Consider the following 26298-nt stretch of genomic DNA (forward strand, 5'->3'; position numbering starts at 1 on the left):
AACCTCCTAAAATTAGGAGGTTTTTACTGTTAATCTTGCTAAATTCTTAGTGTATTATAAAATTAATAAACTATGGGTTTCTTACTCAATTAAAATTATTGATTTCTCAAAAATACGCTTAAGTTATAGTTTAATCTTGTCTTACAATAACTCACCCATCCCGAATACCGTCAGCCCTTTCGCAAACTGTTCGGCTACAGCCTGATTGGCGGCTTCTATGTATTGGCCTGTTATGGGATCAACTACGGTGCGTAGCGGTCGGGTGCCTTTTGGGGTACCGATCAGTTTTACAATGGTGTCGGCAACATCCTGCGGGTTAGGGTTCTTGGCCTGCATCTCTCCACCCAATGCGGTTACCATTTTGTTGGGAATATCGGCAATGGCGCTATATCCATCAAATACTCCCTGATCAGATGCAGGGTTGTTCTTTTGCTGCATTTCGGTAGGGAAAGCGCCCGGCTCTACAATAGCCACGTCAATGCCTAAGCGCTTTACCTCGTAATGCAGACCTTCACTTATTCCTTCCAGTGCAAATTTGGAGGCTGCATACATGGTGGCGAAAGGGAACGATACCCGCCCAAAGCCACTGGTTACGTTAATGATAAGCCCATCAGCCTGTTTTCGCATGGTAGGTAACACCTGTTTCATTAGTCGCCAAGGGGCATAAACGTTGATATCAAAGGTGGTGTGCACATCGGCCGTAGTAAAGCTCTCGGCTACACCGGTCATCCCATAACCGGCATTGTTCACCAGCACATCAATAGTGCCTTCTTTTTCCAAAATGGTGTCAACGGCCTGCTTCACACTCTCATCGTCGGTCAGAGTAACATCTAAAACGGTCACGTTCTCCACTGCCGCAAGAGCAGCTGCTTTATCGGCATTACGGCCCTGGGTGTTGCGCATCGTGGCGTATACTTTGTTCCCTAAGGCAGCTACGCTGTGGGCGGTAAGCCAGCCAAAACCACTATTTGTTCCGGTTATCAGTACAATTTTTTTGCTCATCTTTATTATTATTTAATGAATATGCAAATATTGAAAATAGTGACACAAAAACATTTACCAAATGGTAAAAAATACCTTTAATGGATACTACGGCGTATACGACTTAACGACTGCTGGGTGACTCCCAGGTAAGAGGCCACGTAGGAAAGCGGGATACGGTTGATGAGGTTGGGAAAAGCTTTGATGAACGACAGGTAACGCGTCGTGGCATCTTCTGAAACCAGTGGGCTGCGCCGCTCCATGGCCAGCGTAAGGCATTTTTTGACCATCTTTGCCTTCATCATTTCCCAGCCAACAATGGTGTTAGAAATTTCATCCCAATCCTTTTTATTAAAAACAAGTACTTTGCAGTCGGTAACAGCCTGCACATATTCCGAGGCCGCGATCTGTGATTCGAACTTTTCGTTATCGACTACAAAATTGCCTTCGTCCACAAAATAATTGGTAATCTCTTCACTCTTGTTGTTATAATAACAAAAACGAAACACGCCTTCCAGCACGAACGCCACATAACGGGGAACCTTTCCGGCTTCCGACAGGTAATCATGTTTTTTGAGTTCGAGCATTTCAACCTTGCTCACTAAAAATTCGATCTGCTGTTTGTTCAGGTCACCAAATTGCAGGATAAGATTTATCATCGCTTCCATTACGTAAAGATAATCTATGGCGCAAAGCACCAAATTACCATATGGTAAAAAATAGGATTAGTTAAGTTGTTCAATTTATAATTTTCTTTCCGAACAAAATATTGATCCGAAGGCAGATCATACATGCTCACATATGAACAGAATGGAACAAAACACAATAGACCAATTGCATGACCGTCGATTTAGCAATTAGGTTTATATTTCCTACGTCATTTGGCTTATCATATATCCTCTTAGATTAATTTTCAGATCTAGTTAAAGAAAAGCTAAAATAATTTAATCATCTGATAGTCAAAAAATAAAAAATAAAATTAAAGAAAGTATATTATTTCCCGATACAGAAAGTATTTCACACCATATTTAGTGATGTTTTACGGAATTAGTATCCCAATTAGTAAAAATCTATTGTTTTGTATAGTATATTTCTTCAAACTTAAAGTTCTTAAATTCAAAGGAAATCTCCTCCCAATTATTGTTTTTCACTAATGTATAGAATTTTTTAAACTCACTCCTAAAATCATCTGTGTTTTCATCTATTGTACTTAATATTAGATTTTCAAAATTATCTGTATTATCAAAAATATCATTAATAGTTTCTATTCTAATTGAAGCTATATCAGCACTCATTATTTTGTCAATAAGTGACTTCATAAGGAAATAACAGTTCTTATCTATTTTTAACTTTTCAATAATTTTTTTCTTTACCTCCTCATCTACAACAAATATATTTTTACTATCCACATTATTTATTTTTTTACAACTATTATACATTCTCCAAAAGTGATTATCAAACTCCTCTTTTGAATCTAAATAATTTAAAAAATATCCTTTTAGAATTTCATTCATTTCTTCATTAGTTAATGCAAATTTAGCTTCTGAAAAACGACTTTTACGGATCATCGACAATACATCTGATTCAAATATAAATGGATAATTAGCTTTAGTAAATAAGCTTTTAATAAACTGTTTAAATTTTTCTTCTGAAACATATAAACTTTCTATACTTTCATCTCCACTAAAAAATTGTATCTTACTTCTAAAATTATTAACGTCAAATCCTATTTTCATGTCTTTTTTAGTCTTTGAATCCATATTCTCTATTTTTAAAATAGTTTTAAGTACAGATTCATACTGATGTTTATTTTCATATTCTTTAATAGTCAATAAACGAAAAACTAAATCTTTTTCTTTTCTCTCATTAATCCACTTATAAATTACATTATTTCTTTCTTCATCATTGGAATTTAAAAACTCATTAAATTCTTTCTCTGATATATTCCCTCTAAATATAGATTGCGCAAAATATCTTTCAAATTTAGATGAATAACTAATGGATAATTGTTCATCTTTCTTACCACCAATGTTAGTAAACATTATTCCACTATCATTATATATAGAAAATAAATTTAAAAATAGATTATATATTTTACTTCTTTCTAAATCAGATATTTTCGACTGTTCACAATATTCTATTAATAACTCTCCAAAAACTGTTTTATCAATAGTGTCATCTCTTTCAAATTTATTTATTTTCTGTATATCCTTTTCTACAATAACATCTAAAGTACTTTTTTCATTTATCCTTAAAATATATAGCTCTCCCTTAACTTCTTTAAAAATTTTATTTTTTTGTGTATAAATCAATCTATAAATTGTTGGATATTTAAGTTTTAACAATTCAATGTAAATTAAATCTGTAAAATTGATCTCATCAAATAACCCGTTAAAATTTATACAAATAGAATTAGTTAACTTTTTAATTTGTCTAATATTTGAAATCCAATCTGTAAAGTCATTTGATATATTTTCAGCATTGCTAAATAAATTGGGATTATCCATTTCTACATTTAACGTATAATCAATTTTTTCAGCATATTTTACTCCTATTTTATCTATCAATTTTCTTCTAAATATTTCTTTTAAAATACTTCTATCAAAATATGGTAAAGTAATTTCCGTATTAATTATTTTATCTAAATAATTAATAGCAGAATAATCATTAATACTACTTATACTGTTAATTACGTAATCTCTATCATAAGCAATTACAAAAAAAGTATTACTAAAATTAGCAGTATTTCTTATTAATTTTAATAGTTGAAAAATTTCTTCATTATCTAATCTATCAACATCATCAACAAAAATTACTATTTTTTTATTTAACAGTTTTATTTTACTATTAATATCATTGAAATGTGTTTCAAGCGATTTTTCTTTGTAAATTATCGATTTTATAAACTTTATTATAGGATTGTCAATTTCATTAATTAATTCCTTAGAATACTCATTTATGTCGTTGGAAATACTATTTTCTGTTAATACTTCGGAGATAGAATTAAAAAAATCTTTAATTAATACTTTTTTATCAAATCCCATCCACGGATTAAAGTCTATTAATATCTTGTCTTCATCATTTTTTAAACTATTTTTTAAAATGTTTAAAATGGTAGATTTACCATCTCCCCATTCACTATTAATTCCGATTGTATAAGATGTTTTAAAACTATTTCTCTCAATAGTATTCTTAATCTTATTCACTGTTTTAGAGAATAATCCTTCTAATTCATCATCATTTTTATCTTCAATCGGAGAATCTTCTTCTAATATGTTTTCTAATTTTATTTTAGATTCTTTTACAGCTAAAAATTTTATATATCTTCCTAAATCAATAAACGTTAATACAATAAATATCATATCAAAATATGCCAACTTATTGTAAAATTTAAAAGTTGTAAAATCATAATTATGGTTGAACCATCTTTCGTAAATATAAATCGCTAATATTAATAATAAAAAAAATGTAACTTTTTTGTTAGGAGTTTCTGTTTTACATTCATTAATATTTATTGAAAAATACAACCATAGTACTAATATTAAGAAAATATCTAAATAAAACGAACTCCCTATTAATCCTAAATTGGTTTTCTCAATAAATTCATTAAAGGTTGATTCTATTAAAGGAATAAACACAATTAATAAAACCACTCCTAAAAAGAAAAAAAATACAGATTTGATAAATTTTTCTACTTTCATTAAACTCAAATGTTATTTCTTAAATTAAAATAGACTGCAATTTTACTCTATATTACTTCTTTCATCCTTATACTTCTGCTATATAAATTAAATTTATCATATTTATATCGAATAAATTTTGAATATCTGTCTTCGTGAGTAGAGATGATAATTTGTTGTTCTGAAAAATTATGTTTTAACAACTCTACCAGTGAATGTGAATTAATTTCATCTAAAGTTTGTAATGGATCATCAATTAATAACGTTCCAAATTTAGAATGATTAAATACTTTATTTAATACCAACATCAATGATATAACTGTTGCAGACAATTGTCCTGAACTTAATGTATAAGTTACCTCTTGATCTCTATGTGTTGGTCTTATATAAATTTGAGAATCTCCTCTTTTCATTTCAAAATCTATTACTAACCCTGAGCCTAAACTATGATTTTGTAATATTTTTCCTGTATAGATGTAAAAAGGAATACTAATTTTTTCAATGATACTTTTTGTATAATTCTTAATTTTTTCATCTAACTTTTTTCTTACTTCGTCATATTCCTGTTGTAATCCATATAATTTTAGTTTTCTTTCTTCTAAATTATTAATACCCACATTTACAGAATTAAAATATTGGTATTCAATATAATTTCTTTTTTGTTTTATTTCTTCTAAAGATAACTTATTCAGCTTTTCCGCATCGTTATTGAAATAAAGATTAAAATCCGTAATAATTTCATCAAAGCTTAAATCAGTTTCAACTACGGGTTTTTCTTTATCTATTAACTCTAAAATATTGTTTTTAATCAAATTTTTGTTTTCAATGTTCCTTAAATTAACCATTGAATTTATTTGTTTCCTCACTTCCTCATTAAACAATGATAAAAAAGTTTCAAAACGACTTTTGTAAGAGGTATAAAGATCCTTTAAACGTGAGAAAAAATCAAAATCTACTAATTTTGATAATTCGGTTTCTAAAGATTCATTCTCTTCAATAATGAACGTTTTAAAACTTTCTAAATATCTTTTATTCAAATCCTCTTTCTGTTTTTCAAACTTAGAGTTATCTTCATTATATTGTTTAAATATTTTTGATTCTGTTTCTTCTATCTGTTGTATCAATTTCTCATTACTTTGCCAATCATATCCGCAAACAGGACATTCTCCCTCTTTTAAATCGATAAAATCTTTATGGTTTCTATTTAAAATAATCAAAGATTCTCTTTTATCCTTTAAGTCAGATAATATTTGATTCTGAAGTGATAAACTCTCACGTAATGTTAAAAGTAGTTTTAAACTAACCTTAAAAACCTCCACTTCATTTTTTATTTTCTCCTTTTCAGATAAAAACAAAATATTTTCTCCACTTAATAATTGATTATAATCATTACTATCTATATACTGAAGAATTTTATTATTAGTTTCAATAGTTTTTTTATTATTGTTTTTTCTATTATTCTCATCCTCTAAAATATTATAGTTCTGTACACTCCAATAACTATTAATAAATGAATCTATAAAAACAATATCGTTTCTATATTTATTTATTTTATCTAATAAAACTATTTCTCCAACAATTTGTCTATTATTAAATAGGTTCTCAATTTTATTTATTTCGTTCAAATATGAATTATGAAGATTAATATCAGTATTTTTAATAACTTCATTATCCCACACAAAATCATTCAGACTATTATCAATTAGTTTTTTATAAGAAATTTCGTCAAACTGATTTTTTAATAAATCTGAATTATTCTGTTTTAAATCATTAATCGAAGATTGAATTTGTTCGACTTTTAGTTTCAGTTTTAAATGAAAACTTTCAACTTTTTCTAATAATATCCTTTCTTCATCACCTCCTAAAAGAGATACTAATGCTTTATACCTTTCTTTTGGATCTTCTTTTAAAAAATATGTATTCTCATCCTGTTCAACATAGTTTAATACATTAAATAAGTTGTATACATTTTTGTAATCTAAAACATCTTCTAAACTACTTTCCGAGCTAACTTCCTCATCATTGATAAATAATTTAGAATCAGAATATATCTGACTTATATTATTTTTCTTTGACTTTCCATTGGTTGCAGCTGGAAAAACTCTTTTTACTTTGATATGATTACTATCAGAAGATACTAATTGTACTGAAATCTCTATCTCCTTATCCTCAAATTTATGTATTGGGCTATTTTCGTAAGTATATCTTTTATCTAACTTTGCTTTACCTATCTTTCGCGGAGCTTTAGTTAATAGAATTTCAAGAGCTTCAAATGAAGTCGTTTTTCCATATCCATTTGGACCATCAAATACAACTAAATTATCACCACCAAAATCAAAGTTTACATCAGTAAAACATTTAAAGTTTTTAATTTTTAATTCTGAAATTCTATATTTCATCGTTAGTTTCAATAGTTAAATTAAATTGAGTTATAAAATCTTCGATATTTGAAAAACTATCAAAATTATTCTCACTTATTACAGATAAAAGTTGTTTTTCTCTATAAGATAATGACTCCTCAATTGTTAATGATAAATTTTCTAATGATTGATTATCTTCTGTTGATTGATAATTCAAAAACGGAATTTTTATAAAGAAACCCATTAAAGTTTTATACCATCTTTCATCAACTTTATCTAGTAAATTACTATTATCTACAGCTATTTCATTTAGTAGATTTACAACGTTACTTTTTTCATCAATTTTCTGTAGTAAGTTTTCAATATCGTTTTTGAAATACGGGAATACATATTTTTTTGCGTTCAAGCTGTTCTCTTCAACTTTATTTAACTCTCTCCGTAACTCAATATTATCATCTTCTTCTAACTCCAATAAAAGAATAAGAGATAAATTATGATCAATATTCCTTTCTTTAAATTTAGAGATATTCTCATTATTTTTTAAATCAACAATGATTCTATTTATAGTATATTCTAAATCTACAACTTCATTATTATTTAGTTCTATCAGCTCATTTTGATTGTAAAACAGAAATAAGAAAAAATCATCTTTTCCATCATCATAATAAGTAAAATCAACATTTGCATTCACTGAGATTGTCTTTAAATCACTTTCTTCAATTATTTTACTAATTATTGTTTTCATCATTTAATTCATTTATTGATATATCAATTGTTTTAAAACCAAAATAGTTTGAATCATCAACCAAATCATCACCTATATCTTTAATTTCTAACAATCTTGATTTAACTTCATCTTTTTCTTTATTTAAACCTTTTGTAACAAAGTAGTCGATATCTTTTGTATAAGGATTTTGATATATCATTTCGCAATGTTTTTGAAATTTTTTCTTACCTGCGGTATCATTATCAAATTCTTCATTATGTATTAATAATTGATAACGATTTACCTTCCCTTCAATAGTTTTTATATATTGTAACTTTTTAAATATAGGACTAATCTTAATCTTTTTTATTCCTTTTAGTATAATATTTCTAACAGTAATATCATCAATAAAACTTCCGTAGGAATTTCTTAAATTATTATTATCTAATTTTTTATGTGGAGATAAATATAATTTTAAAAGATTTACTATATCAACATTACTGAGATTCTCAAATTCAAACAAACTTTGTTGTATTTTGTTATAAATTTCTAATTCTTCTCCATCAGTTAAATCATAATCATCTATGCCATCTGCGATAGAATTTAAAAATATTTTAGTAATCTCATACCAACAAATTTCTTCCGTAAAAGAAACAGAGGAATCTTCAATCCATTTTTTTATTGTATTTAGTGGGATTGATTCTTTTTCTTTAGTAGAGTGTCTTTTTTTTACTATGTCACAAATTTTTTTACTACAATAACTAACTTTATCCTCTAAATCCTGATCAACTAAATTAGGATTATTTAGATAATTTCTAATTGCATCTTTAAGTCTGCTATTGATGCTATCTAAAGTATATATCCCTTGTACCGAATCAAAATAATTTGTATCTAACTTAAATCTATCATCAAAAGTGGATAAATTTGTGGGGTAATCAACTATTTTTTTATCGGTAATTAAACTACATTTTATCGGTTTTTTTCTAACTTTATCAGAATAAGTTTTTATTCTTTTTCTTCCATCATTGGGATCTACTTCAACTGTTTTTGAGTAGTAATATTTATTAATTAACTCTTCAATTACACCTTTATACTTACTTATTTTATCAGAATCTTTGCTTAAATAAGCCTTAACTTGGAAAACTTCAATAGAATTTGTTTTTAAAGAAAAATCTTCATCCTGTTCCAATTTTAAATAATAATTATCAGGAATATTTTCTCCTAACGCAGTTATAGTTTCAATAGCCTTACATAAAGCTACTTCCCCTTGAAATATGTAACCAGACCAACTGGGTGTAGCATCTGTACTCATTAAATAGTTTTTAAAATCAAAAAAATATACTTATCACAATTATAACTTAATTACTAAAATAAATATTACGGTTTTCCGTAGAAATAATTAATTTAATAAATTTTCTTCTATATATTCCAAAACTTCATAAGATAGTCTACTTACTACAATATATTCTTCACTACCTTTATTAGCAAAAGGAAACTCTTCACATTTTTTATAGAAGTCATTTAACTCCTTCTTTTGTTCCGGATCTTTAACCAAAGGAATTATATATCTTAATACGGATGATAGCTTATGATGTAAGTTACTACTCATTAAATCGTCAGAAGATTTTAAATCATCATAATAGTGTTTAATAGTCATATTTTGAATTTTACCAAAATTAACTAAAAAAGTCCTCTTTTCAAAAGAAGACTTTCAATAATTATCATAAAATCAATAAATTCTACAACGTTATTTTTCACTGATAATTAACAAACACATATTTATTTTATAACTAACTTTAGGAGATGTTCTACATTTAGAATCAATATAATTTTTAATCTATCTCTTCAATATAATTAAAAAAGAATAATCCAGAAGTAGCGGTTCCAAGTGAACCAGCTCCCCCTTCAACATAAGAAAATTTAATTTTTCTTCCTTCCACCAATAAACTCTTTAGTTTTTTGTAATCATCGAAACTTAAATCAAATCTTCCTTTCCATCCATCCTTTATCTTTCCACTTTTATTATACAAATCATCTGGTTCTAAATTAACTATAATATCTTTGTTTACAAAAGAAGGCATATCACTGTGTAAATCATCAAATTCTTTAGTAGTTTTAATTATGTGAATTTTGTAATTATTATCTCCGTTATTATTTATTACTTTTTTTACAACACCATATAAAAACTCATATTCTTTCACTATTTGTGAAGACATACTTTCACCGTCTTCATAGTCATATTTATCTATTAATTTGTTGTAAGTAAATACTGGAAACTCTTTTGTTTCACTTCTTTTTGATGAATTTGAATCCGTCTTTACATCTTCATTTTTCATCAAAGTTTTTATGAGTTTTAAATCAATTGTATAGAAATCGGATTTTCTTTTATTGTTTTCATCTGTGTAGTTTATAACAAAAAATGTTCTTCCGTTTTCTTTTACGGTTTTAAATTCATTAATGTTTCTTTTAGATTTATCGAGATATAGTCTTCTGTGTAGAAAACTCATATTTTCAATACTTTGATAACCTTTTTCTCCTAAATCCAACATAATAAGAATATCAAAGAATACTATTTCTTTTTCATTGGTGGAATACAAAATTATTTTAACCCTGTCTTCCTCTTTTTTTTCATCAGTATAAGAGTACTCTTTTGCTATGGTCGTTTTAAATTCAATTTCTTTATCTCTACCTCCTATTGCATCAAAGATTTCTTTTCTTAAAACTGTACTATCATTAAGAAGTATTGATTTAGGATATATGGATTGTAGTAACTGTTTCTTATTTATAACATTAGATTCGTTCACTAAATCATCTTCAAATACAGGATTTTTTGGTAAATCAATTTGTTTTTTTAAGTTGTTCTTCGAAATTATATAGTCAGTCAGTTTTTCCACGTTACTATATTTCATTCCCATACTCAAATATTGTTGTTTATCCAAACCTCTGCTAATATTGTGAACACTTTCAAAAAAAGAATTTTGTAATGATTCATTATTACAAATATTTTTTACTGCTTCATCCATTTTATAAGGATCACTAATTCCAATTCTTTTCAAAGTAAGATTCATCAATCCAAAGAAACTATTTGCTCCATAAAAATAATTATACTTCGCATTAATACAGAAATCATTTCTAACTTCTTTGCTTAAAGTTTGTCCATTAACAATAAAAATGTTAAAAATCATTAATAAACCTATCAATCCTAATTTTGTTTTCATAATTTATTTGGGTTAATATTATAATTCATTCTTCAATATTCCTTATGGAAACCCGTAATGATGTATGAAAACAAAAAAACAGGCTTGAGACGTTTGTCTTTACCTGTCCTTGAGGGAGTCGAAGCCCTGTAACACAAAGTAAAGCAACGCTCAAGCCTTAACCTGAGCATTTGCTAAACTCTTTCTGTGTTACCTATAAATTTCGACTTTTCAAGGACAGAAAATAGTTTCGCTAAATGCGGTATATCGTTATTTTAATTAATTTCTAATTGTTTTTTATTCTTATATTTTTTATTAACTGTTTTATTTCCAGTAAAACTACATATTTTGATTATTTTATACAACTTTTTTATGTTGTGTTTGTTTTACTATTGTTTGTATATTTATTTGAGTTATCTCATCTCAAAAGGAGATAATATTTGATTTAACCCGTATTCTCCGTTCAAAAAACGTTTTTAATTTCAATTTGGATATTTGACACCAAAAGTGATTTAAAATCTATCTACTTTGTTAAAAATTGTGCTATACAAAAATATCTACCAAAGCACCATTTTCTTCGTTATCCTTTAAATAGATATTTAGTGGCTTTCTCCATTATTTTTTCGTTTGATAATCTTTTATTATTCATAATGAAATTATCTAAATCTTCTACTTTAAAATACATACATTTTCCATTTGGTTTAGAGGAAGGAATTTCTTTCTCTCTCGCTAATTTTCTTACATAATGAATACTCAAACTCAAATATAACGACGCTTCTACAGTATTGGCGAAACCTCTTGTTTTCACAAGGTTTATCGTTTCCTCAACGGAAATATTTTGTACACTCATAACCATTCAATTTAAAATGTTAATCAATTTCGATTCTTCGATTACATTTCATAATTCAATGGTAATTATGAAACTTTGGTACTATTCAACGATTTTTACAGTCTATAAATCCAATTTTGGAATTTTGGTAACCGCTTCTATCTTCTTTTTATCAATAACCTTTGCGTATATCTCCGTAGTTTTCAAATATCGATGTCCCAAAAGTTTACTTACAGTGTAAATATCGGTGTTCATTGTTAAATGTAATGTAGCAAAGGTATGTCGTGAACTATGGTAGGTTATATGTTTTTCAATTCCAGCATTTTCTACCCATTTTCTTAATATTTTGTTGTGGTATGCACTATAAACCAGATTTTCAAAAATTAAATCATCATCATTTTTTCTTTCTCCTAAAATATCCACAGCCTGTTCGTTTATTGGTAGATATTCCACTCCTTTAGTTTTCTGTTGAATAAACTTTATTAAATATCCATTCTCCTTATCATAATAAATATTCTTCCATTGTAAAGATTTAACATCAGAAAACCTTAACCCCGTTAAACAACTAAAAATAAACGCATCTTTCATTGTAGGATAATCACAATCTGTTTTAACCAATTTTTGTAATTCTTCAAAAGTTAAATACTGTCGGTCGGTTTCCTTTTCTTTTATCCCTTTTACTCTATTGGTAGGATTCTCTACAATCATCTTATTATAATACGCCTCTTTCAAAGCGGTTCTTACTTTATTAAAGTAGGATAAAGCAGAATTTTGTGATAGCATTCCATTTCTATTGGATATTTTGGAAGTCAATAAATATATTTTAAAATTCTCCAAAAACAATTCATCTACCTTAGAAATCTGTATATCTTTTCCTTTCAAAAAGTTTTTTAAATGTTTGTGTGTACTATACCAATTTCCATAATTACCATTACTTTCGTATTTCTTAACTACCAACGATTTAAAATATTCCAAGAAACCAATTTTCCCACTTACACTACTCACAAAACCATTCTTTTTATTTTGGAAATCTAAAACCTTTTGAGCTTTAATAGCTTCAGCTAACAATTCGGTTTCTTTATTATGTTCCTTTTCTAAAAAATTCTTTGGTTTATCATATAAATAAAGACTTAACCATTCCCTACTTCTTTGTTTAGTATCCTCATCGTAATACATCAAATACAAACTATTCATTCGGGATTTCCCTTTTTCTACATTCTTCTTGGAAATCTGTCCTTTTCTTTTCATTAAGTAAACTTTCATCGTTTTCTCTTTTTCGTGTTACTAATTATGGTGTAACATTCCCCCTAATTAGTAACACAAAACAACAGAAATCCCTGATGAACAAACCTAAAATTACTTTTTGTATTCAAAAGTTACTTTTTATCTTAATTGTATAATAAAAATATCAACATAATTGATTCTATAAAAATTCAATAAGATTTCCAACAGGATAATTTAATGTAACATCATTTTTTTTAAGTTACATCAACTTTTTATCTTCAAACGATAATTACTACCAAAACAAAATTTTACGATGTACAACATTCTGTTTTTTGATTCAAAGGAAAATCTTACTATTATTTTTTCAAATTATTAATTAGTATAAGTCTCTACTACTGTTATTAGTTGGGTAATAAGAGTAGTAGAGACTTATGGTAATTCAATTTTCATTTTAATTTCAAAGGATAAAAGTAGTTTTAGTTATTTTACAGAGGATATTTTTAGTAGTAGAGGATATTACAATAGTTAGTAGTAGTTAAATTATTACTACTATGGTAGTATTCAAAGGATATTCATAAACTATGATTAATAACGAATTTTCAAGGAAAAAGAATCTGTAACTTCAAAAATGAAAAAACAACTTTAGTTGTTCTATTATCTTTTTATTTTAATCTTTAATTCTATTATTAATTTATATCTAATTATACGCCGAATTTTCGTAATATTGAAAATGAAATCAGTTAATCTTTGAAATGAAATTTTGTAATAATAAAAATGAAATTAAGTAATAAGCAAAATGAAAAAAAGTGATTTTATATTTTGATTGTACTGGTTAAATATAGTAGTTTAATTACAATGGTTAAAAATCAAATTTAAAATAATTATTTAAATTATGGAAGAAATCGACAATAAAAAAAGAGAAATCAATATAACTGTTCCCCCTGAAATCTATACAAACAAAGAATTATCTATAAGTGAAAAACTACTTTTAGCCTTGGATTATTCGTATAACAGTAAAAAAGGTTACACCTACCTAAGTAATAAATGGGTAGGAAAATTACTGAATCTACATCAAAATACAATTAGTAAAAACAGAAAATCGTTGATTGAAAAAGGATATTTGGAAAAAGATTCAACTGATAATAGAAAATATATTCTAATATCCGAAAAACTAAAAACAGTAAAACTACCATTGATTAAAGGTAAAACCGACAGTAGAAAACTGATTTTACCTTTTGAAATCTACAACCATCCTAATTTAACAGAAGGAGCCAAACTCTTTTGGGGAGATGTTAATTCATTTAGTGAAAATAAAGATGGGTATTATCAACAAAGGATAACTGCTAAATTAAGGTTTAATGTATCTAAAGATACGATTACCAACTGGACTAACGAATTACGTGGTGAATCATTAATAGAATATCAAATAAAATTTGATCCACGTACGGGAGTTAAGTATAGAATAATGAGAACAAAAGATTTAAGTGATGTGGATTTCTTCGATGAAACTATTAAAAATATTGAAAAGGAAGATACACAGGGAATTACTGAAAAAATATTCAATAATCAAGAAGATGAATATAAAATTGAACCTTTGGGAGGATTACAAAAATATTCCGATTTGAACATCAATAAAAAGAGAGAAAAATATAATTATGAGGAGGAGGAGGAGGAGGATTATGATTACTACGATGATGAAAATTTTGATGATGAAGAGGAGGAAAACTTCTAAAATTGAATATTACAAAATCTACTAAATTAGTTTTAAACAATGTTCTACAATATTCAAATTTTTAAAATGTAGTTTTTATTATCTTTGAATAAAGAACTGATTTTTGAATGTAATAAAAAGGAATTTTGAAATTTTATGACTCGAAAAGTAAAAGGTATTAGAGAATTTTTAATTGATTTAGCTAGAAATAATAAGACGATATTCTATAATGAATTAAATATAAAATTAGGATTGAATTATGATTTTAATATACAGGAAGATTATGATAAATTTAGAGGAGAATTATCTGCAATATTAAACTATGAAATTAAATGCAATCGTCCATATTTAACTGTAATCGTATTGTCAAAAAAAGATTACCCACATGAAACTCACCTACCATCCAAAGGATTTTATAATATTTTAAAAAGAAAACATTTATTTTACGATTACATGAATCCCAAGGTGTTTTACGAAAAACAAAGGGATATACTTTTTGATTTTTGGGGTAATCCTGAAAATTATGAAAAATACAAAGATTTTAAGTAGTTAAAATCTTATTTAAATCCTTTTTTAAAAATAAAAACCGATTTTTAATACATACATAATTTAGATTATTTTCTTTGATTTTTCTTCTTAATGTTACTTCGGAAATTTCAAAGTAGATAACGGATTCCTTTACAGAGAGATAATTCTTATTTTGTAAATCATCTTTAGTAATGATTTGTTTTACCTTTGGAATAATGATAGAATTAAGTTTTTGTAATCGTCTGTAATTCCTTTTAAAACATTTTTTAGAACAATAGATACCTTTACTACTTTTTGCTGTAAATTCTTCATTACATACCACACATTTTGTTTTAATAGTTAGATAACTCATTATTGATTTTTAATTACTACACTAAATATCAATAATATATCTATATAAAAAAAATAAGAAAATAATTTCCCTTTATTAATAAGGGTTTACAAATTGTAGTAACATAAAATCCTTAGAAAATCCATTTTTGGAAAACTTAGTATCACAATTAGTAACAAAAAAATGGTAAATAAGAGTAAATAAAGTTATCTATTGAAACACAGAAGATCCTTTGTTAATCACACTTTTCAAGTAGAATTATGGTGGTTTGAATTTAAAGATTACTTCCCGATACAAAACTTAGAAAAAATATTCCCCAACACTTCATCATTGGTCACCTCACCGGAAATTTCTCCGAGATGTTCAAGGGCATTTCTTAATTCATAAGCTAAAAGTTCAGTAGAAATCTGGAAAGTAATCGCTTCTTTCACCTTATTCACAGCATCCAAAGACTTTTGCAACGCTTCGAAATGGCGCTGATTGGTAATGACCACATTATTTTCAGCGGCTTTTAACTGTTCAACATAAGATGACAGTTCATTTTTCAGATCCTGAATATTTTGGTTTTCAACAGCTGAAATTTTTATAAAATCAAAATCTTGTGCAATTTCACTTCGGAAAATCTCTTCCGCTTTTTCATATTGAGTAGGGATAACTTCGTCAATTTTCGTGGCACAGATAATCAGCTTCAAATCCTCTCTTAATAACGATTTTATCATTTCAATATCTTCGGAAAAATCTTTGGTCCCCGCATCGGCCAGATAAACAAGAATATTGGCATTTTCCACTTTTTCTTTGGCTTTTTTCACCCCGATGGCTTCAATTTCATCCATCGTTTCGCGCAATCCTGCTGTATCAATCAGGCGGAAAGCATGACCTTTAATATGTAAGATCTCCTCTATCGTATCCCTCGTCGTTCCTGCAATATTGCTTACAATCGCCCTTTCTTCCTTTAATAAAGCATTCAGAAGAGTCGATTTCCCGGCATTCGGTTTCCCGATAATGGCAACGGCGGTTCCGTTTTTGATTGCATTTCCGTACTGGAAACTTTCGATCAGGGAATTTAATTTTAATTCGATTTTATTCAGCAGTTGATTCAATGCTGTTCTGTCTGCAAATTCTACATCTTCTTCAGCAAAATCCAGTTCCAGCTCTATTAACGATACAAAATTCAGCAAATCTGTTCTTAACAATGAAATCTCATTGGTGATTCCTCCTTTCAGCTGACTGATAGCCACTTTTCTCGAAGCTTCATTTTCAGACGCAATCACATCAGCAATGGCCTCAGCCTGGGAGAGGTCAATTCTTCCGTTAATAAAAGCACGAAGTGTAAATTCTCCTGCCTTTGCCATTCTTGCGCCATTTTTTATTAAGGTCTCAAGAATACGTTTTCCAATGTGTGGCGAACCGTGAAAAGCAATTTCAACAGAATTTTCCGTCGTAAAGCTTTTCGGAGCCAGAAAAATCGAAAGCATTACCTCATCAATCGCTTCTTCGCCATCCATGAAATATCCGTAATGAATGGTATGTGATTTCTGCTTTTCCAGGTTTTTTCCCGGAAAACTCTTCTGAACTATCGGCAAAGCTTCATTTCCGGAAACCCGGATTATCCCCAAAGCTCCTACCCCATTGGCCGTAGCCAGCGCACAAATGGTATCGTTATTCATGCTGCAAATTTACGGTTTTTAATGGCAAAGAACCATACCGTTTTTCTATTGTCGTGATTTTTATTGGGAGCTGTTTCCCGCTTTCCACTATATCTTTTTCCCCGCCTCTTTTGCCATCGCAAAAAAGGATGTCGTTGCAATCGGGGCTAGGGTTTCAGGGGTGGTGGCTTCGAGTGCCTCAGCCACCAATCACTGTCGGTCTTTATTCAAAGTTTAGCATCTGTTTGTCATTCCATAGGAATCTAGGGGAAGTTTTATAAACTGGCTGCATTTATCCGTCTCAGGCCACCCCGTCAAAAATTCTTACGAATTTTCGCCACCCCTTCAGAGGAGGGGAATTTCCATGCAGCAAATTTGGTCATTTGATGAAAGGCTGTCGTTTCAATGGTGGCTGAGGCACCGAAGCCACTAGTCCTGCCGTCCTAGCCCTGATAGAAACGGTTACCCCGGAACATGTGTTGGAGAGCTGTAGGGAAAAGGAGTTGGAAAGCGTTGGCGTGAGGAGTATGAGTGGATAGCAGGAAAAAGCTTCAAAAAAAATAAAATCACCTCAGAAATGAAGTGATTTTACCGCTTTTGAATTTACTAAATGTATATAAAGATATGAAATGATGTCTTTTTGTTGACACAAAGATAGATCGCCTCATATATTAACCATTCAGGGGAATCCCTGGAACTTTATCCGTGAAAATACGGTTGTATAAAATAAAAAAAGCCTCGTAACTTTCATCACGAGGCTTTTACTTTATTTAAAATTTCAAGGTTTTTGCTCAATAATAAAAATTGACATTAACCTTTAATTATTCACTTTATAGTGGGCTTACCAACTCCATAAACCAGTCTTTAACCTCTCCTTCCAGATACGGAGCGATCTTTTCTTCGCAGGTTTTATGATAATTGTTTAGCCATGCTATTTCTTCTTCCGAAAGGATATTTTTTACAATCGTATCTTTAAAGAAAGGGCAATACGTCAGTGTTTCAAACTCATAAAAAGTACCTGAAACTGTTGTTTCCGCTTCTTTTACAGCAATAAGGTTTTCGTGACGGATTCCGTATTCTCCTTCGACATAATAGCCCGGCTCGTTTGAGCAAACCATTCCAACCAAAAGTTCCTGCGGGTTCATATCTTTTCTGATATTTTGCGGACCTTCATGTACATTCATGAAACTTCCCACACCGTGGCCTGTTCCGTGGTTGTAATCTTTCCCGTTCATCCACAGCGGAAGCCTTGCTAGAACGTCCAGCTGTACTCCCCGCGTTCCTTTCGGGAATTTTACCATTGATAAACGGATCATCCCCTGTAAAACCAAAGTGGAATTTACTTTGAACTCTTCCGAAACCGCTCCCAAAGCCAATGTTCTTGTAATGTCCGTCGTTCCTTCAAGATACTGACCTCCTGAATCTACCAAAATACTGCCGTCATTGGTAACTTCCTTGCTTCCTTCGCTTTTTGCGGAGTAGTGAATTACGGCTCCATTTCCTTTATATCCAATGATGCTGTTGAAGCTTTCGCCTACAAAATTCTCACCTTCAGCACGGAAGTTTCTCAGTTTTTCACCGATGGAATATTCGTTCATGGCTTCTTTTCCGGCACTGTGAGTGAGCCAATACAGGAATTTCACCATTGCAACGCCATCCCTTACCATTACTTTTCTAAAACCTTCCAGTTCGGTTTCATTTTTCTGGGCTTTCATTAAATTGCCCGGAACAGCAGCTTTAATAAACTGATTTTCAGATTTTAAAGCTTCAAAAATAGATTGGTTGCTGTTTGGAGAAACTAATACTTTTTCGTTTTTATATTCTTTCAGGCAATTATAAAACTCTTCGTAAGGTTTCATTTTTACCCAGGCCTCATCCATTTGTTTTCTGGATTCTACCTGCATTTTTTCAAGATCCGTGAAAAGAATTGCATCGTTTTTAGTAATAACAATATATCCTAAAAATACAGGATTACTTTCTACATCGCTTCCTCTTAAATTCAATGTCCATGCCACATCATCCAGACTTGAAATGATATGAACGGTTGCTTCCTGGTCTTCCATTTTCTGACGGATCGCCGCAATTTTTTCTGCTACGGATTTTCCTGCTCTTTCCACAGGATGCACGAAGATTGGATTTTTTGAAGGTGCTCCTCTGTCTTTCCAAATTTCCTTTAAAAGAGGAAGGTCAACCAGTGTAATATTTTTTGAATTTAATTTTTGAGTCAAAAGTTCCCAATTGGCATGAGAAGTTGCCAGCGCATTTACCGCTACTTTTCCGTTTGCAGGAATTTCGGAAATGATCCAGTCGATATAGTTGGGAGTATCTTCCAGTCCGTCTTTGAAAAGGTCAATTCCTGAGCCGTCCAGTTCGGTTGCAGCCTGGGTGTAATATCTTCCATCCGTCCAAAGTCCGGCTTTATCTTTAGTAATAACCACAAAACCTGCAGAACCTAAAAAACCCGACAGCCAAGATCTTTCCTGCCATTCTTCGGGCAGATATTCACTCATGTGCGGATCGGCAGAATATACTATAAAGGCATCAACATTATTTTTCTGCATTTCTTCACGAAGCGCAGCTACTTTTTCCTTTGAAGTCATTTTTTAATATTTTAGAGACGGGAAGTTACGAATTTTTGAGATTTGAAGGCGTATTTTCTTGTTGTTTTTAAAATTTGAATATTTAAATAATATTTAATTCTCCGAAGTATTTTTAAAGATGGTTTTAAAGTAAAAATACCATATTTCAGGATGACAAACGGATGATTATCATTTGTTTAGTATATACCTCCTTCTATTATAAATATTGAAAAATTTTAAGTATTTAACGGAAAACAGCAATAATTAAATACCACAAAGATCAATTATTATTAAAAATTTAACAAATTGGAAAGGTTCTTGCTATATTATACTATATGGAAAGCCAGAATTATAAAAATCACAGGAAATTTTATCCTCCGCATCATTTTATTTATCTTCCATTATTAATAGTGCTGGAAGTTCTCGGAATCTGGAAAATCTTTAATGATGAACAGAACCAACTGATTTGGATTTTATTTTCAATTGTTATTTTTCTGCTTTTATATTTGTCAATTATGGTCAGACAGCATTATGCTTTGGGACTTCAAAACCGTTTGGTAAGACTTGAATTTAAGCAAAGGTATTTTGAAATTTTCGGTCAGAGGTCTGATGAAGCTGAAGAGAAACTGAGATTTGACCAGATTGCAGCGTTGAGGTTCGCTTACGATGATGAATTCAAGGAATTGTTGTACAAAGCACTTCATGAAGATATTTCAGGGAATGAAATAAAAAAATCCATCAAAAACTGGCGAAGCGACCATCAGAGAATTTAGAATAATAAACACCTAAAAAATAATTATTATGAAAAAATGGAGCTTATTCAGTGTGACGATATTAAGTTTATTAACACTTACGAGTTGTGAAGCAGTAGAGACAATCTTTCAAGCAGGGATGTGGTGGGGAATTATATTAGTTGTAGGCGTAATAGCTATCATTTTATGGCTATTTTCAAGGGGTAAGAACTCTTAACCAAAAATCTTTATGGAAAATTCAGACTTAGAAATTATTTCCCATCTGAAACCTTCAAAGATTGTCAAGATTATGAAAGATCCGGAGGCTTCTGCAAAGGCGGTACATCTTATTTATACCTCCGATGCAGAAACGGCCGGTATCACTCGTAAGAAAACCGGAAAAAAGTATTCTTATTACAAAGACGGCAAAAAAATCAAAGACAAAGACGAGATCGCAAGAATCAACAAACTGGTCATTCCGCCGGCTTGGGAAAACGTATGGATATGCGCTTTGGATAATGGACATCTTCAGGCCACAGGATTTGACCTTAAAAAAAGAAAACAGTACCGGTATCATCCTCTATGGAGTGCTTTGAGAAATCACACAAAATTCTACAGAATGCTTCAGTTCGGGTATGCACTTCCCAATATCCGGCTTCAGATAGAACAAGATCTTGCCTTAAGAAATTTCGAAAAGAGAAAAATTTTAGCCTTAATTGTCAGTTTAATGCAAAGAACCAATATCAGAATCGGAAATAACGCTTACGAAAAATTGTACGGTTCTTTTGGATTAACCACTTTAAAGGATAAGCATGTAAAAATCAACGGACAGAAAATTACTTTTCATTTTAAAGGTAAAAAAGGAATCATGCATGATATTGATCTTAAAAGTAAAAGACTGTCCAGACTGGTGCAAAAATGTAAGGATATTCCCGGAAAAGAGCTTTTCCAATATTATGATGATGAAGGGAACCGTCATTCGGTAGATTCCGGGATGGTGAATGAATATATTAAGGAAATAAGCGGGGAAGATTTTACGGCCAAAGATTTCAGGACGTGGTCCGGAACGGTAAGTGCTTTAATCGCTTTTAAAGAAATCGGCTATGCGGAAACCCATACGGAATATAAGAAAAAGGTAAAAGAAGCACTGGAAATTGTTGCTTCCCATCTCGGAAATACCAGCACGGTCTGCAGAAAATATTACGTGCATCCTTTAGTTATTAATCTCTATGAAAATAATTCTATCAAAAAATATCTTGATGAATTAGAAAAAATAGAGGAAAATGATGGCAAAGCAGGCCTTACTCAGGAAGAAAAACTGGTATTGAAAATTTTGGAAAACGAGAAAATGTAGTTTTGATGTGAATTAAAACCCAGGAAGAGTTATGGCAGGCTCAGACTCACCTTCTTTTATATCCATAACTTCTCCGGTTTCGTTAAGAGAAATATCAAGCGCTCCTGATAAAAATCCGGATAATTTTGCAATACATTTTTGATATGGTGATGTAATTTTAAAAGGTTGATGTCCCTTTTGTACAGTTGTACTTCCATCATTCATTTTCATGATTTGATAGGTGCCTTTTATTAAACTTTTACAATTCTTCTGATTGATATTCATCTGAAATTTGTTAGCATCAACAAAGTATAAAACATCAGGTTTCGTTTTGTCTTTATCTAAAAAAAGCTCTTTTTCTTCATAACTTTTTAGATCGAAATACCATTTTGAGCCTTTTAAAGTCCCATTCAACAATTGATCTTCAGGAATTTTATATGCTTCGATTTGTGGAGCTAAAGGAATTTCTTTCACCACTTTCTTTTTATGTTGTGCAAAAATGGTTTGTGATAACAACAAAAAGACTAAAAATATCTTTTTCATTTTTTCTAAGTTTAGTATGTATCAAATATAAGCATTCTAAAATGCAAATAGCCTCTATCGATTTTTTGTCCAAATTAATTGTTGTAAATTTGTATTCATTTAAATTAAAATAATACAATACAACATAATATGTCAAAAGCAATTTCGCAAGTACCATTTGCAGTAAACGAACCGGTAAACTCTTATGCACCGGGAACTCCGGAAGTAAAAAGCCTTATCGCTCAATACAAGAAAATGTGGGCTGAAAAGATAGAAATTCCCATGGTTATCAATGGTAAAGAAGTAAAAACTGGTGATACGGTTCAGCTTCAGTCGCCTCAGGATCATGCTCATGATTTCGGGTTTTATCATAAAGGCACCATGCAGCATGTAGATGATGCTATCAACGCGGCATTGGCGGCTAAAAAAGAATGGAACGAGCTTGGCTGGGAACATCGTGCAGCGATTTTCTTAAAAGCAGCTGATCTTTTAGCGGGACCTTATAGAGATGTAATCAACGCGGCTACCATGATCGGACAGTCTAAGAACGTTCATCAGGCTGAAATTGATGCAGCTTGTGAATTTATTGATTTCTTGAGATTCAATGTAGAATTCATGACGGAAATGTATTCTGAGCAGCCAGTTTCTGATTCAGGAATCTGGAATCGTGTAGAATACAGACCATTGGAAGGATTTTGTTTTGCGGTAACTCCGTTCAACTTTACAGCGATTTCAGGAAACTTGCCTACTTGTATGGCAATGCTTGGAAATGTAGTGGTTTGGAAGCCATCTGATAAGCAAATCTATTCTGCAAAAGTGATCATGGATGTTTTAACAGAAGCTGGGCTTCCTGCAGGTGTTATCAATATGATTTTCACGGACGGAAAAGAAACTGCTGAGAAAGTTTTAGCACACAGGGATTTTGCAGGACTTCATTTTACAGGTTCTACAAAGGTTTTCCAGGGAATGTGGAAAATGATCGGTGATAATATTCATAACTACAGAACATATCCAAGAATCGTTGGTGAAACCGGTGGTAAAGACTTCGTCATTGCTCATCCTTCTGCAAACGTAGAAGCTGTGGCAACCGCTTTGGTAAGAGGTGCTTTTGAATATCAGGGACAAAAATGTTCTGCGGCTTCAAGAGCTTACGTTCCGAAATCTCTTTGGGCTGATGTGAAAAAAGTAATGGAAACTCAGCTTAATTCAATTAAAATTGGTTCTCCTGAAGATCCTTCAAACTTTGTAAATGCTGTAATCGATAAAAATTCTTTCGAAAAATGTAAAGGATATATCGACAGAGCTAATGCATCAGGTGAAGCAGAGGTTGCAATTGGCGGAAAATGTGATGATTCTAAAGGATGGTTTGTACATCCAACTGTTATCGAAACAACAAATCCTCATTATGAAAGCATGGTAGAAGAAATTTTCGGGCCGATCTTATCTGTATATGTTTACGAAGATCAGGACTGGAAAGAAACTTTGAAATTGGTAGATTCTACTTCTCCTTATTCATTGACGGGTTCTGTTTTTGCACAAGATCGTTATGCGATCAATGAAGCTTTCAAAGCATTAGAAAACGCTTCAGGAAACTTTTACATCAATGACAAGCCGACAGGTGCAGTTGTTGGTCAGCAGCCTTTCGGTGGTGGTAGAGCTTCCGGAACCAATGATAAGGCAGGTTCTAAAATGAACTTACTGAGATGGACGTCTGTAAGAAGCATCAAGGAAACCTTTGTTTCTCCAAAAGATTATAAGTATCCGTATCTGGGATAATAAATGATAATTGATCATTGATAAATGATTGATACAGCCTCGGAATTTCGGTTTCGGGGCTTTTATTTTAATTGTTAATTCTGAATTTTATCTGAAAGGCCAGCCTTAACTTAATCTTAATCTCAAATGTTATTTCTTAACAAAATTTTAAGCTAATTAGCTGATACTTTAATAATTATTAACCCTTATTCGGAATAATAATTGATTTTATTCTTATACACCAAAACAAAATATTATTATGAAAAAGTTTTTGATAATTGCCGTTGGTTTAGGAATATTCACGGTAAGTTGCGGAACAAAAGAATCCTCAATGTCTAAAAGTAGTACAGATTCGACAGCAGTAGACAATACAACTACACAAAGTGTATCGCCTACAACGACAGATACCATGACTACAACAACGACAACTCCTGACACTGTCAGGACTAGAGTGGATTCTGCAACCACAACACCTGTTAAGTAAATATAACGTTTAACTTAAAATGGAAAATCCACAGATGAAAGCTCTGTGGATTTTTTTTATCCAATCTAATATTTTGATTAATATTCTATTTATCTTTGCAACAATAATAAACACACATAATGATAAAAAAAATCTTATTAACTGCTACAGTTATCGTTAGCACAGTTCTATCCGCACAAGGAATCAAATTCGAAGAAGGAAAATTCTCAGACATTCTTGCTAAAGCCAAACAGGAAAAAAAGCTTGTTTTTATTGACGGTTACACCTCGTGGTGTGCTCCCTGCAAACTTATGGTAAAAAACATATTTCCGCTTCAGACAGTTGGAGATTATTACAATTCCAACTTTATCAATGCAAAATTTAATATGGAAAAAGGAGAAGGAATTGCGATCGCTAAAAAATACAAGATCAGCAGATATCCTACTTATTTGTTTCTTGATGGTGACGGGAACGTAGTACACACAGCCAATTTTTATCTGGAAGAAAAAGATTTCATCCAATTCGGGAAAGATGCGCAGGATCCTAGCAAACAAATTGCTGCACTTAAGAAGAGATTTGAAAAAGGAGAAAAAGACCCGGAATTTTTAAGAAATCTTGCAGATCTGGCTGTAAATGACAGGGCTTTATTACAGAAAATATGGGATCGCTATTATACAGTTTACCCTACTATGACTAGAGGCGAAGCAATGAGTATGGCAATGGGTATCGTTAGTACTGAAGACCCTGTTTATAAGTTTTTCCAAAGTAAAAAGCCATTGTTTTTAAAGGCTATTTCTGAAAAAGAATATGAAGAACTTAATAAAAATATCAAAATAAGAGAGATTTATAAAAAGGCGTATAACAAAGCTTCTAACACCTTAGACGAAAAATATTATCTGGATGAAATGCAGAAAGTTGTGGGAAAAGAAAATGCAAATGAACAACTGCTAGGCTTAAAAATAGATATTGCGTACGAAACAAAAGATTATCCAACTTTTGAGAAATTAATCCTTGAAAAATATAAAGATTATAAAAGTGTTAATTCTTCGACATTAGGATATATTGCAAACATGGTTGCAGATAGTCAAATTACCACTAAATCAACTCTTGAAAAAGCAATTCTTTGGGCAAAAGAATCTAATAGTAAATTGAATGTTTTTATGAATGATTTCACTTTAGCAAAGCTTTATAACAAAACAGGTGATAAAGCTAATGCCAAAGCATCTGCTGAAAAAGCCATCGAATCAGCAAAAAGCCAAGCTCCTGAATATGTATCTGAAGTTCAGAATTTTTTGAATACCCTTAAATAAACTTTATCAATCATAAATTATTTTCCACAGAATTATTTTTTGCGGATTTTTTGTATCTAAGATTTTCTTTTATCTTTTATCTAATATCATTATATTTGATTAATACTAAACATTAAAAGAAAAATTACTATGAAAAAATTATTTGCAGGAGCTGTATTGGGTTTGCTATTTTTAGGAAGCTGCGCTCAAAATAAAGAAAAAAGAGAAGAATTTAAGGACGAAAGAGATAAGGAATATTTAAGAAACAGCATGGGAGATAGCGCTGCAGCACACTCTGAATCTGCAACTGCAGACAGCATAAAAATGAAAAACGATACCTTAAAAGATAAATAGCAGTCTCAAAACGCTAACAACTCGTAAAACCGCGGTATTACTGCGGTTTTGTCATTGAAATGTTTCAAAATCTACCGAA

At 30.5% G+C, this 26298-nt stretch carries 22 protein-coding genes; 8 read left to right on the forward strand and 14 right to left on the reverse strand.

Annotation, left to right across the window (positions count from 1 at the left end):
- Positions 1 to 141: 141 nt before the first annotated feature.
- From ATE47_RS09845 to ATE47_RS09890, 10 genes are all read right to left on the reverse strand, one after another.
- The gene (locus ATE47_RS09845; RefSeq protein WP_062161805.1) at positions 142 to 1002 is read right to left on the reverse strand and encodes an SDR family oxidoreductase; all 861 of its coding nucleotides are present in this window, start codon (positions 1000 to 1002) and stop codon (positions 142 to 144) included.
- A gap of 77 nt (positions 1003 to 1079) precedes the next feature.
- Positions 1080 to 1649 (reverse strand): Crp/Fnr family transcriptional regulator, encoded by a 570-nt coding sequence (locus tag ATE47_RS09850; protein WP_062161806.1) that lies wholly within the window; start codon positions 1647 to 1649, stop codon positions 1080 to 1082.
- Between the two features lie 402 nt (positions 1650 to 2051).
- On the reverse strand, positions 2052 to 4682 hold the full coding sequence (locus ATE47_RS09855) for a KAP family P-loop NTPase fold protein (protein WP_062161807.1): 2631 nt from the start codon (positions 4680 to 4682) through the stop codon (positions 2052 to 2054).
- Positions 4683 to 4729: 47 nt separating this feature from the next.
- Positions 4730 to 7060: an AAA family ATPase gene (locus ATE47_RS09860; RefSeq protein WP_062161808.1), complete on the reverse strand. Its 2331-nt coding sequence runs from the start codon at positions 7058 to 7060 to the stop codon at positions 4730 to 4732.
- Positions 7050 to 7769 carry a hypothetical protein gene (locus ATE47_RS09865; protein ID WP_062161809.1) on the reverse strand — a complete coding sequence of 240 codons (720 nt, stop codon included), beginning with the start codon at positions 7767 to 7769 and terminating at the stop codon, positions 7050 to 7052. Before ATE47_RS09865 ends, ATE47_RS09860 begins: the two co-directional genes overlap by 11 nt.
- On the reverse strand, positions 7750 to 9039 hold the full coding sequence (locus ATE47_RS09870) for an ABC-three component system protein (RefSeq protein WP_062161810.1): 1290 nt from the start codon (positions 9037 to 9039) through the stop codon (positions 7750 to 7752). The genes ATE47_RS09865 and ATE47_RS09870 overlap by 20 nt, the downstream gene beginning before the upstream one ends.
- A gap of 87 nt (positions 9040 to 9126) precedes the next feature.
- Positions 9127 to 9384 (reverse strand): hypothetical protein, encoded by a 258-nt coding sequence (locus tag ATE47_RS09875; RefSeq protein WP_062161811.1) that lies wholly within the window; start codon positions 9382 to 9384, stop codon positions 9127 to 9129.
- 175 nt (positions 9385 to 9559) lie between these two features.
- Positions 9560 to 10945: a hypothetical protein gene (locus ATE47_RS09880; RefSeq protein WP_062161812.1), complete on the reverse strand. Its 1386-nt coding sequence runs from the start codon at positions 10943 to 10945 to the stop codon at positions 9560 to 9562.
- A gap of 559 nt (positions 10946 to 11504) precedes the next feature.
- On the reverse strand, positions 11505 to 11774 hold the full coding sequence (locus ATE47_RS09885; RefSeq protein WP_185097082.1) for a helix-turn-helix domain-containing protein: 270 nt from the start codon (positions 11772 to 11774) through the stop codon (positions 11505 to 11507).
- A 102-nt stretch (positions 11775 to 11876) separates the two neighbouring features.
- The gene (locus ATE47_RS09890; protein WP_228376260.1) at positions 11877 to 13001 is read right to left on the reverse strand and encodes a site-specific integrase; all 1125 of its coding nucleotides are present in this window, start codon (positions 12999 to 13001) and stop codon (positions 11877 to 11879) included.
- An 868-nt stretch (positions 13002 to 13869) separates the two neighbouring features.
- Here ATE47_RS09890 and ATE47_RS09895 point away from each other — a divergent pair.
- Both ATE47_RS09895 and ATE47_RS09900 read left to right on the forward strand, forming a co-directional pair.
- On the forward strand, positions 13870 to 14709 hold the full coding sequence (locus tag ATE47_RS09895; RefSeq protein WP_062161815.1) for a helix-turn-helix domain-containing protein: 840 nt from the start codon (positions 13870 to 13872) through the stop codon (positions 14707 to 14709).
- Between the two features lie 135 nt (positions 14710 to 14844).
- Positions 14845 to 15237: a hypothetical protein gene (locus ATE47_RS09900; RefSeq protein WP_062161816.1), complete on the forward strand. Its 393-nt coding sequence runs from the start codon at positions 14845 to 14847 to the stop codon at positions 15235 to 15237.
- On the opposite strand, the gene ATE47_RS09905 is transcribed toward ATE47_RS09900, so the two are convergent.
- The 3 genes from ATE47_RS09905 to ATE47_RS09915 form a co-directional block, all read right to left on the reverse strand.
- Complete coding sequence (locus ATE47_RS09905; RefSeq protein WP_062161817.1) at positions 15230 to 15568, reverse strand: hypothetical protein; 339 nt, start codon at positions 15566 to 15568, stop codon at positions 15230 to 15232. The genes ATE47_RS09900 and ATE47_RS09905 overlap by 8 nt on opposite strands.
- Positions 15569 to 15828: 260 nt before the next feature.
- Positions 15829 to 17214 (reverse strand): tRNA uridine-5-carboxymethylaminomethyl(34) synthesis GTPase MnmE, encoded by a 1386-nt coding sequence (mnmE, locus tag ATE47_RS09910; protein ID WP_062161818.1) that lies wholly within the window; start codon positions 17212 to 17214, stop codon positions 15829 to 15831.
- Positions 17215 to 18023: 809 nt separating this feature from the next.
- Positions 18024 to 19793, reverse strand: coding sequence for an aminopeptidase P family protein (locus tag ATE47_RS09915; RefSeq protein WP_062161819.1), 1770 nt, complete (start codon positions 19791 to 19793; stop codon positions 18024 to 18026).
- A 314-nt stretch (positions 19794 to 20107) separates the two neighbouring features.
- On the opposite strand from ATE47_RS09915, the gene ATE47_RS09920 reads away from it, so the two are divergent.
- Both ATE47_RS09920 and ATE47_RS09925 read left to right on the forward strand, forming a co-directional pair.
- Complete coding sequence (locus ATE47_RS09920) at positions 20108 to 20545, forward strand: DUF6526 family protein (RefSeq protein WP_062161820.1); 438 nt, start codon at positions 20108 to 20110, stop codon at positions 20543 to 20545.
- Between the two features lie 208 nt (positions 20546 to 20753).
- The gene (locus ATE47_RS09925; protein ID WP_062161821.1) at positions 20754 to 21857 is read left to right on the forward strand and encodes a DNA topoisomerase IB; all 1104 of its coding nucleotides are present in this window, start codon (positions 20754 to 20756) and stop codon (positions 21855 to 21857) included.
- A gap of 12 nt (positions 21858 to 21869) precedes the next feature.
- Here ATE47_RS09925 and ATE47_RS09930 read toward each other — a convergent pair whose 3' ends face one another.
- Positions 21870 to 22379 carry a hypothetical protein gene (locus ATE47_RS09930; RefSeq protein WP_062161822.1) on the reverse strand — a complete coding sequence of 170 codons (510 nt, stop codon included), beginning with the start codon at positions 22377 to 22379 and terminating at the stop codon, positions 21870 to 21872.
- 129 nt (positions 22380 to 22508) lie between these two features.
- On the opposite strand from ATE47_RS09930, the gene pruA reads away from it, so the two are divergent.
- From pruA to ATE47_RS09950, 4 genes are all read left to right on the forward strand, one after another.
- Entirely contained in the window at positions 22509 to 24134 is a 1626-nt protein-coding gene (gene pruA, locus ATE47_RS09935; RefSeq protein WP_062161823.1) for an L-glutamate gamma-semialdehyde dehydrogenase, read from the forward strand.
- Positions 24135 to 24372: 238 nt separating this feature from the next.
- The gene (locus ATE47_RS18905; protein WP_082632565.1) at positions 24373 to 24597 is read left to right on the forward strand and encodes a cytochrome C551; all 225 of its coding nucleotides are present in this window, start codon (positions 24373 to 24375) and stop codon (positions 24595 to 24597) included.
- Between the two features lie 119 nt (positions 24598 to 24716).
- A complete protein-coding gene (locus tag ATE47_RS09945) occupies positions 24717 to 25886 on the forward strand; it encodes a thioredoxin family protein (RefSeq protein ID WP_228376261.1) in 1170 nt (389 codons plus the stop codon).
- Positions 25887 to 26015: 129 nt separating this feature from the next.
- Complete coding sequence (locus tag ATE47_RS09950; RefSeq protein WP_062161825.1) at positions 26016 to 26219, forward strand: hypothetical protein; 204 nt, start codon at positions 26016 to 26018, stop codon at positions 26217 to 26219.
- Positions 26220 to 26298: the final 79 nt, after the last annotated feature.

Source organism: Chryseobacterium sp. IHB B 17019 (assembly GCF_001456155.1).
Taxonomy (GTDB): domain Bacteria; phylum Bacteroidota; class Bacteroidia; order Flavobacteriales; family Weeksellaceae; genus Chryseobacterium.

Excerpts from the sequence above, each read along its gene's own strand:
- ATE47_RS09845 (WP_062161805.1), bottom strand. The coding sequence starts at position 1,002 with ATGAGCAAAAAAATTGTACTGATAACCGGAACAAATAGTGGTTTTGGC.
- ATE47_RS09850 (WP_062161806.1), bottom strand. The coding sequence starts at position 1,649 with ATGGAAGCGATGATAAATCTTATCCTGCAATTTGGTGACCTGAACAAA.
- ATE47_RS09855 (WP_062161807.1), bottom strand. The coding sequence starts at position 4,682 with ATGAAAGTAGAAAAATTTATCAAATCTGTATTTTTTTTCTTTTTAGGA.
- ATE47_RS09860 (WP_062161808.1), bottom strand. The coding sequence starts at position 7,060 with ATGAAATATAGAATTTCAGAATTAAAAATTAAAAACTTTAAATGTTTT.
- ATE47_RS09865 (WP_062161809.1), bottom strand. The coding sequence starts at position 7,769 with ATGATGAAAACAATAATTAGTAAAATAATTGAAGAAAGTGATTTAAAG.
- ATE47_RS09870 (WP_062161810.1), bottom strand. The coding sequence starts at position 9,039 with ATGAGTACAGATGCTACACCCAGTTGGTCTGGTTACATATTTCAAGGG.
- ATE47_RS09875 (WP_062161811.1), bottom strand. The coding sequence starts at position 9,384 with ATGACTATTAAACACTATTATGATGATTTAAAATCTTCTGACGATTTA.
- ATE47_RS09880 (WP_062161812.1), bottom strand. The coding sequence starts at position 10,945 with ATGAAAACAAAATTAGGATTGATAGGTTTATTAATGATTTTTAACATT.
- ATE47_RS09885 (WP_185097082.1), bottom strand. The coding sequence starts at position 11,774 with ATGAGTGTACAAAATATTTCCGTTGAGGAAACGATAAACCTTGTGAAA.
- ATE47_RS09890 (WP_228376260.1), bottom strand. The coding sequence starts at position 13,001 with ATGAAAAGAAAAGGACAGATTTCCAAGAAGAATGTAGAAAAAGGGAAA.
- ATE47_RS09895 (WP_062161815.1), top strand. The coding sequence starts at position 13,870 with ATGGAAGAAATCGACAATAAAAAAAGAGAAATCAATATAACTGTTCCC.
- ATE47_RS09900 (WP_062161816.1), top strand. The coding sequence starts at position 14,845 with ATGACTCGAAAAGTAAAAGGTATTAGAGAATTTTTAATTGATTTAGCT.
- ATE47_RS09905 (WP_062161817.1), bottom strand. The coding sequence starts at position 15,568 with ATGAGTTATCTAACTATTAAAACAAAATGTGTGGTATGTAATGAAGAA.
- mnmE (WP_062161818.1), bottom strand. The coding sequence starts at position 17,214 with ATGAATAACGATACCATTTGTGCGCTGGCTACGGCCAATGGGGTAGGA.
- ATE47_RS09915 (WP_062161819.1), bottom strand. The coding sequence starts at position 19,793 with ATGACTTCAAAGGAAAAAGTAGCTGCGCTTCGTGAAGAAATGCAGAAA.
- ATE47_RS09920 (WP_062161820.1), top strand. The coding sequence starts at position 20,108 with ATGGAAAGCCAGAATTATAAAAATCACAGGAAATTTTATCCTCCGCAT.
- ATE47_RS09925 (WP_062161821.1), top strand. The coding sequence starts at position 20,754 with ATGGAAAATTCAGACTTAGAAATTATTTCCCATCTGAAACCTTCAAAG.
- ATE47_RS09930 (WP_062161822.1), bottom strand. The coding sequence starts at position 22,379 with ATGAAAAAGATATTTTTAGTCTTTTTGTTGTTATCACAAACCATTTTT.
- pruA (WP_062161823.1), top strand. The coding sequence starts at position 22,509 with ATGTCAAAAGCAATTTCGCAAGTACCATTTGCAGTAAACGAACCGGTA.
- ATE47_RS18905 (WP_082632565.1), top strand. The coding sequence starts at position 24,373 with ATGAAAAAGTTTTTGATAATTGCCGTTGGTTTAGGAATATTCACGGTA.
- ATE47_RS09945 (WP_228376261.1), top strand. The coding sequence starts at position 24,717 with ATGATAAAAAAAATCTTATTAACTGCTACAGTTATCGTTAGCACAGTT.
- ATE47_RS09950 (WP_062161825.1), top strand. The coding sequence starts at position 26,016 with ATGAAAAAATTATTTGCAGGAGCTGTATTGGGTTTGCTATTTTTAGGA.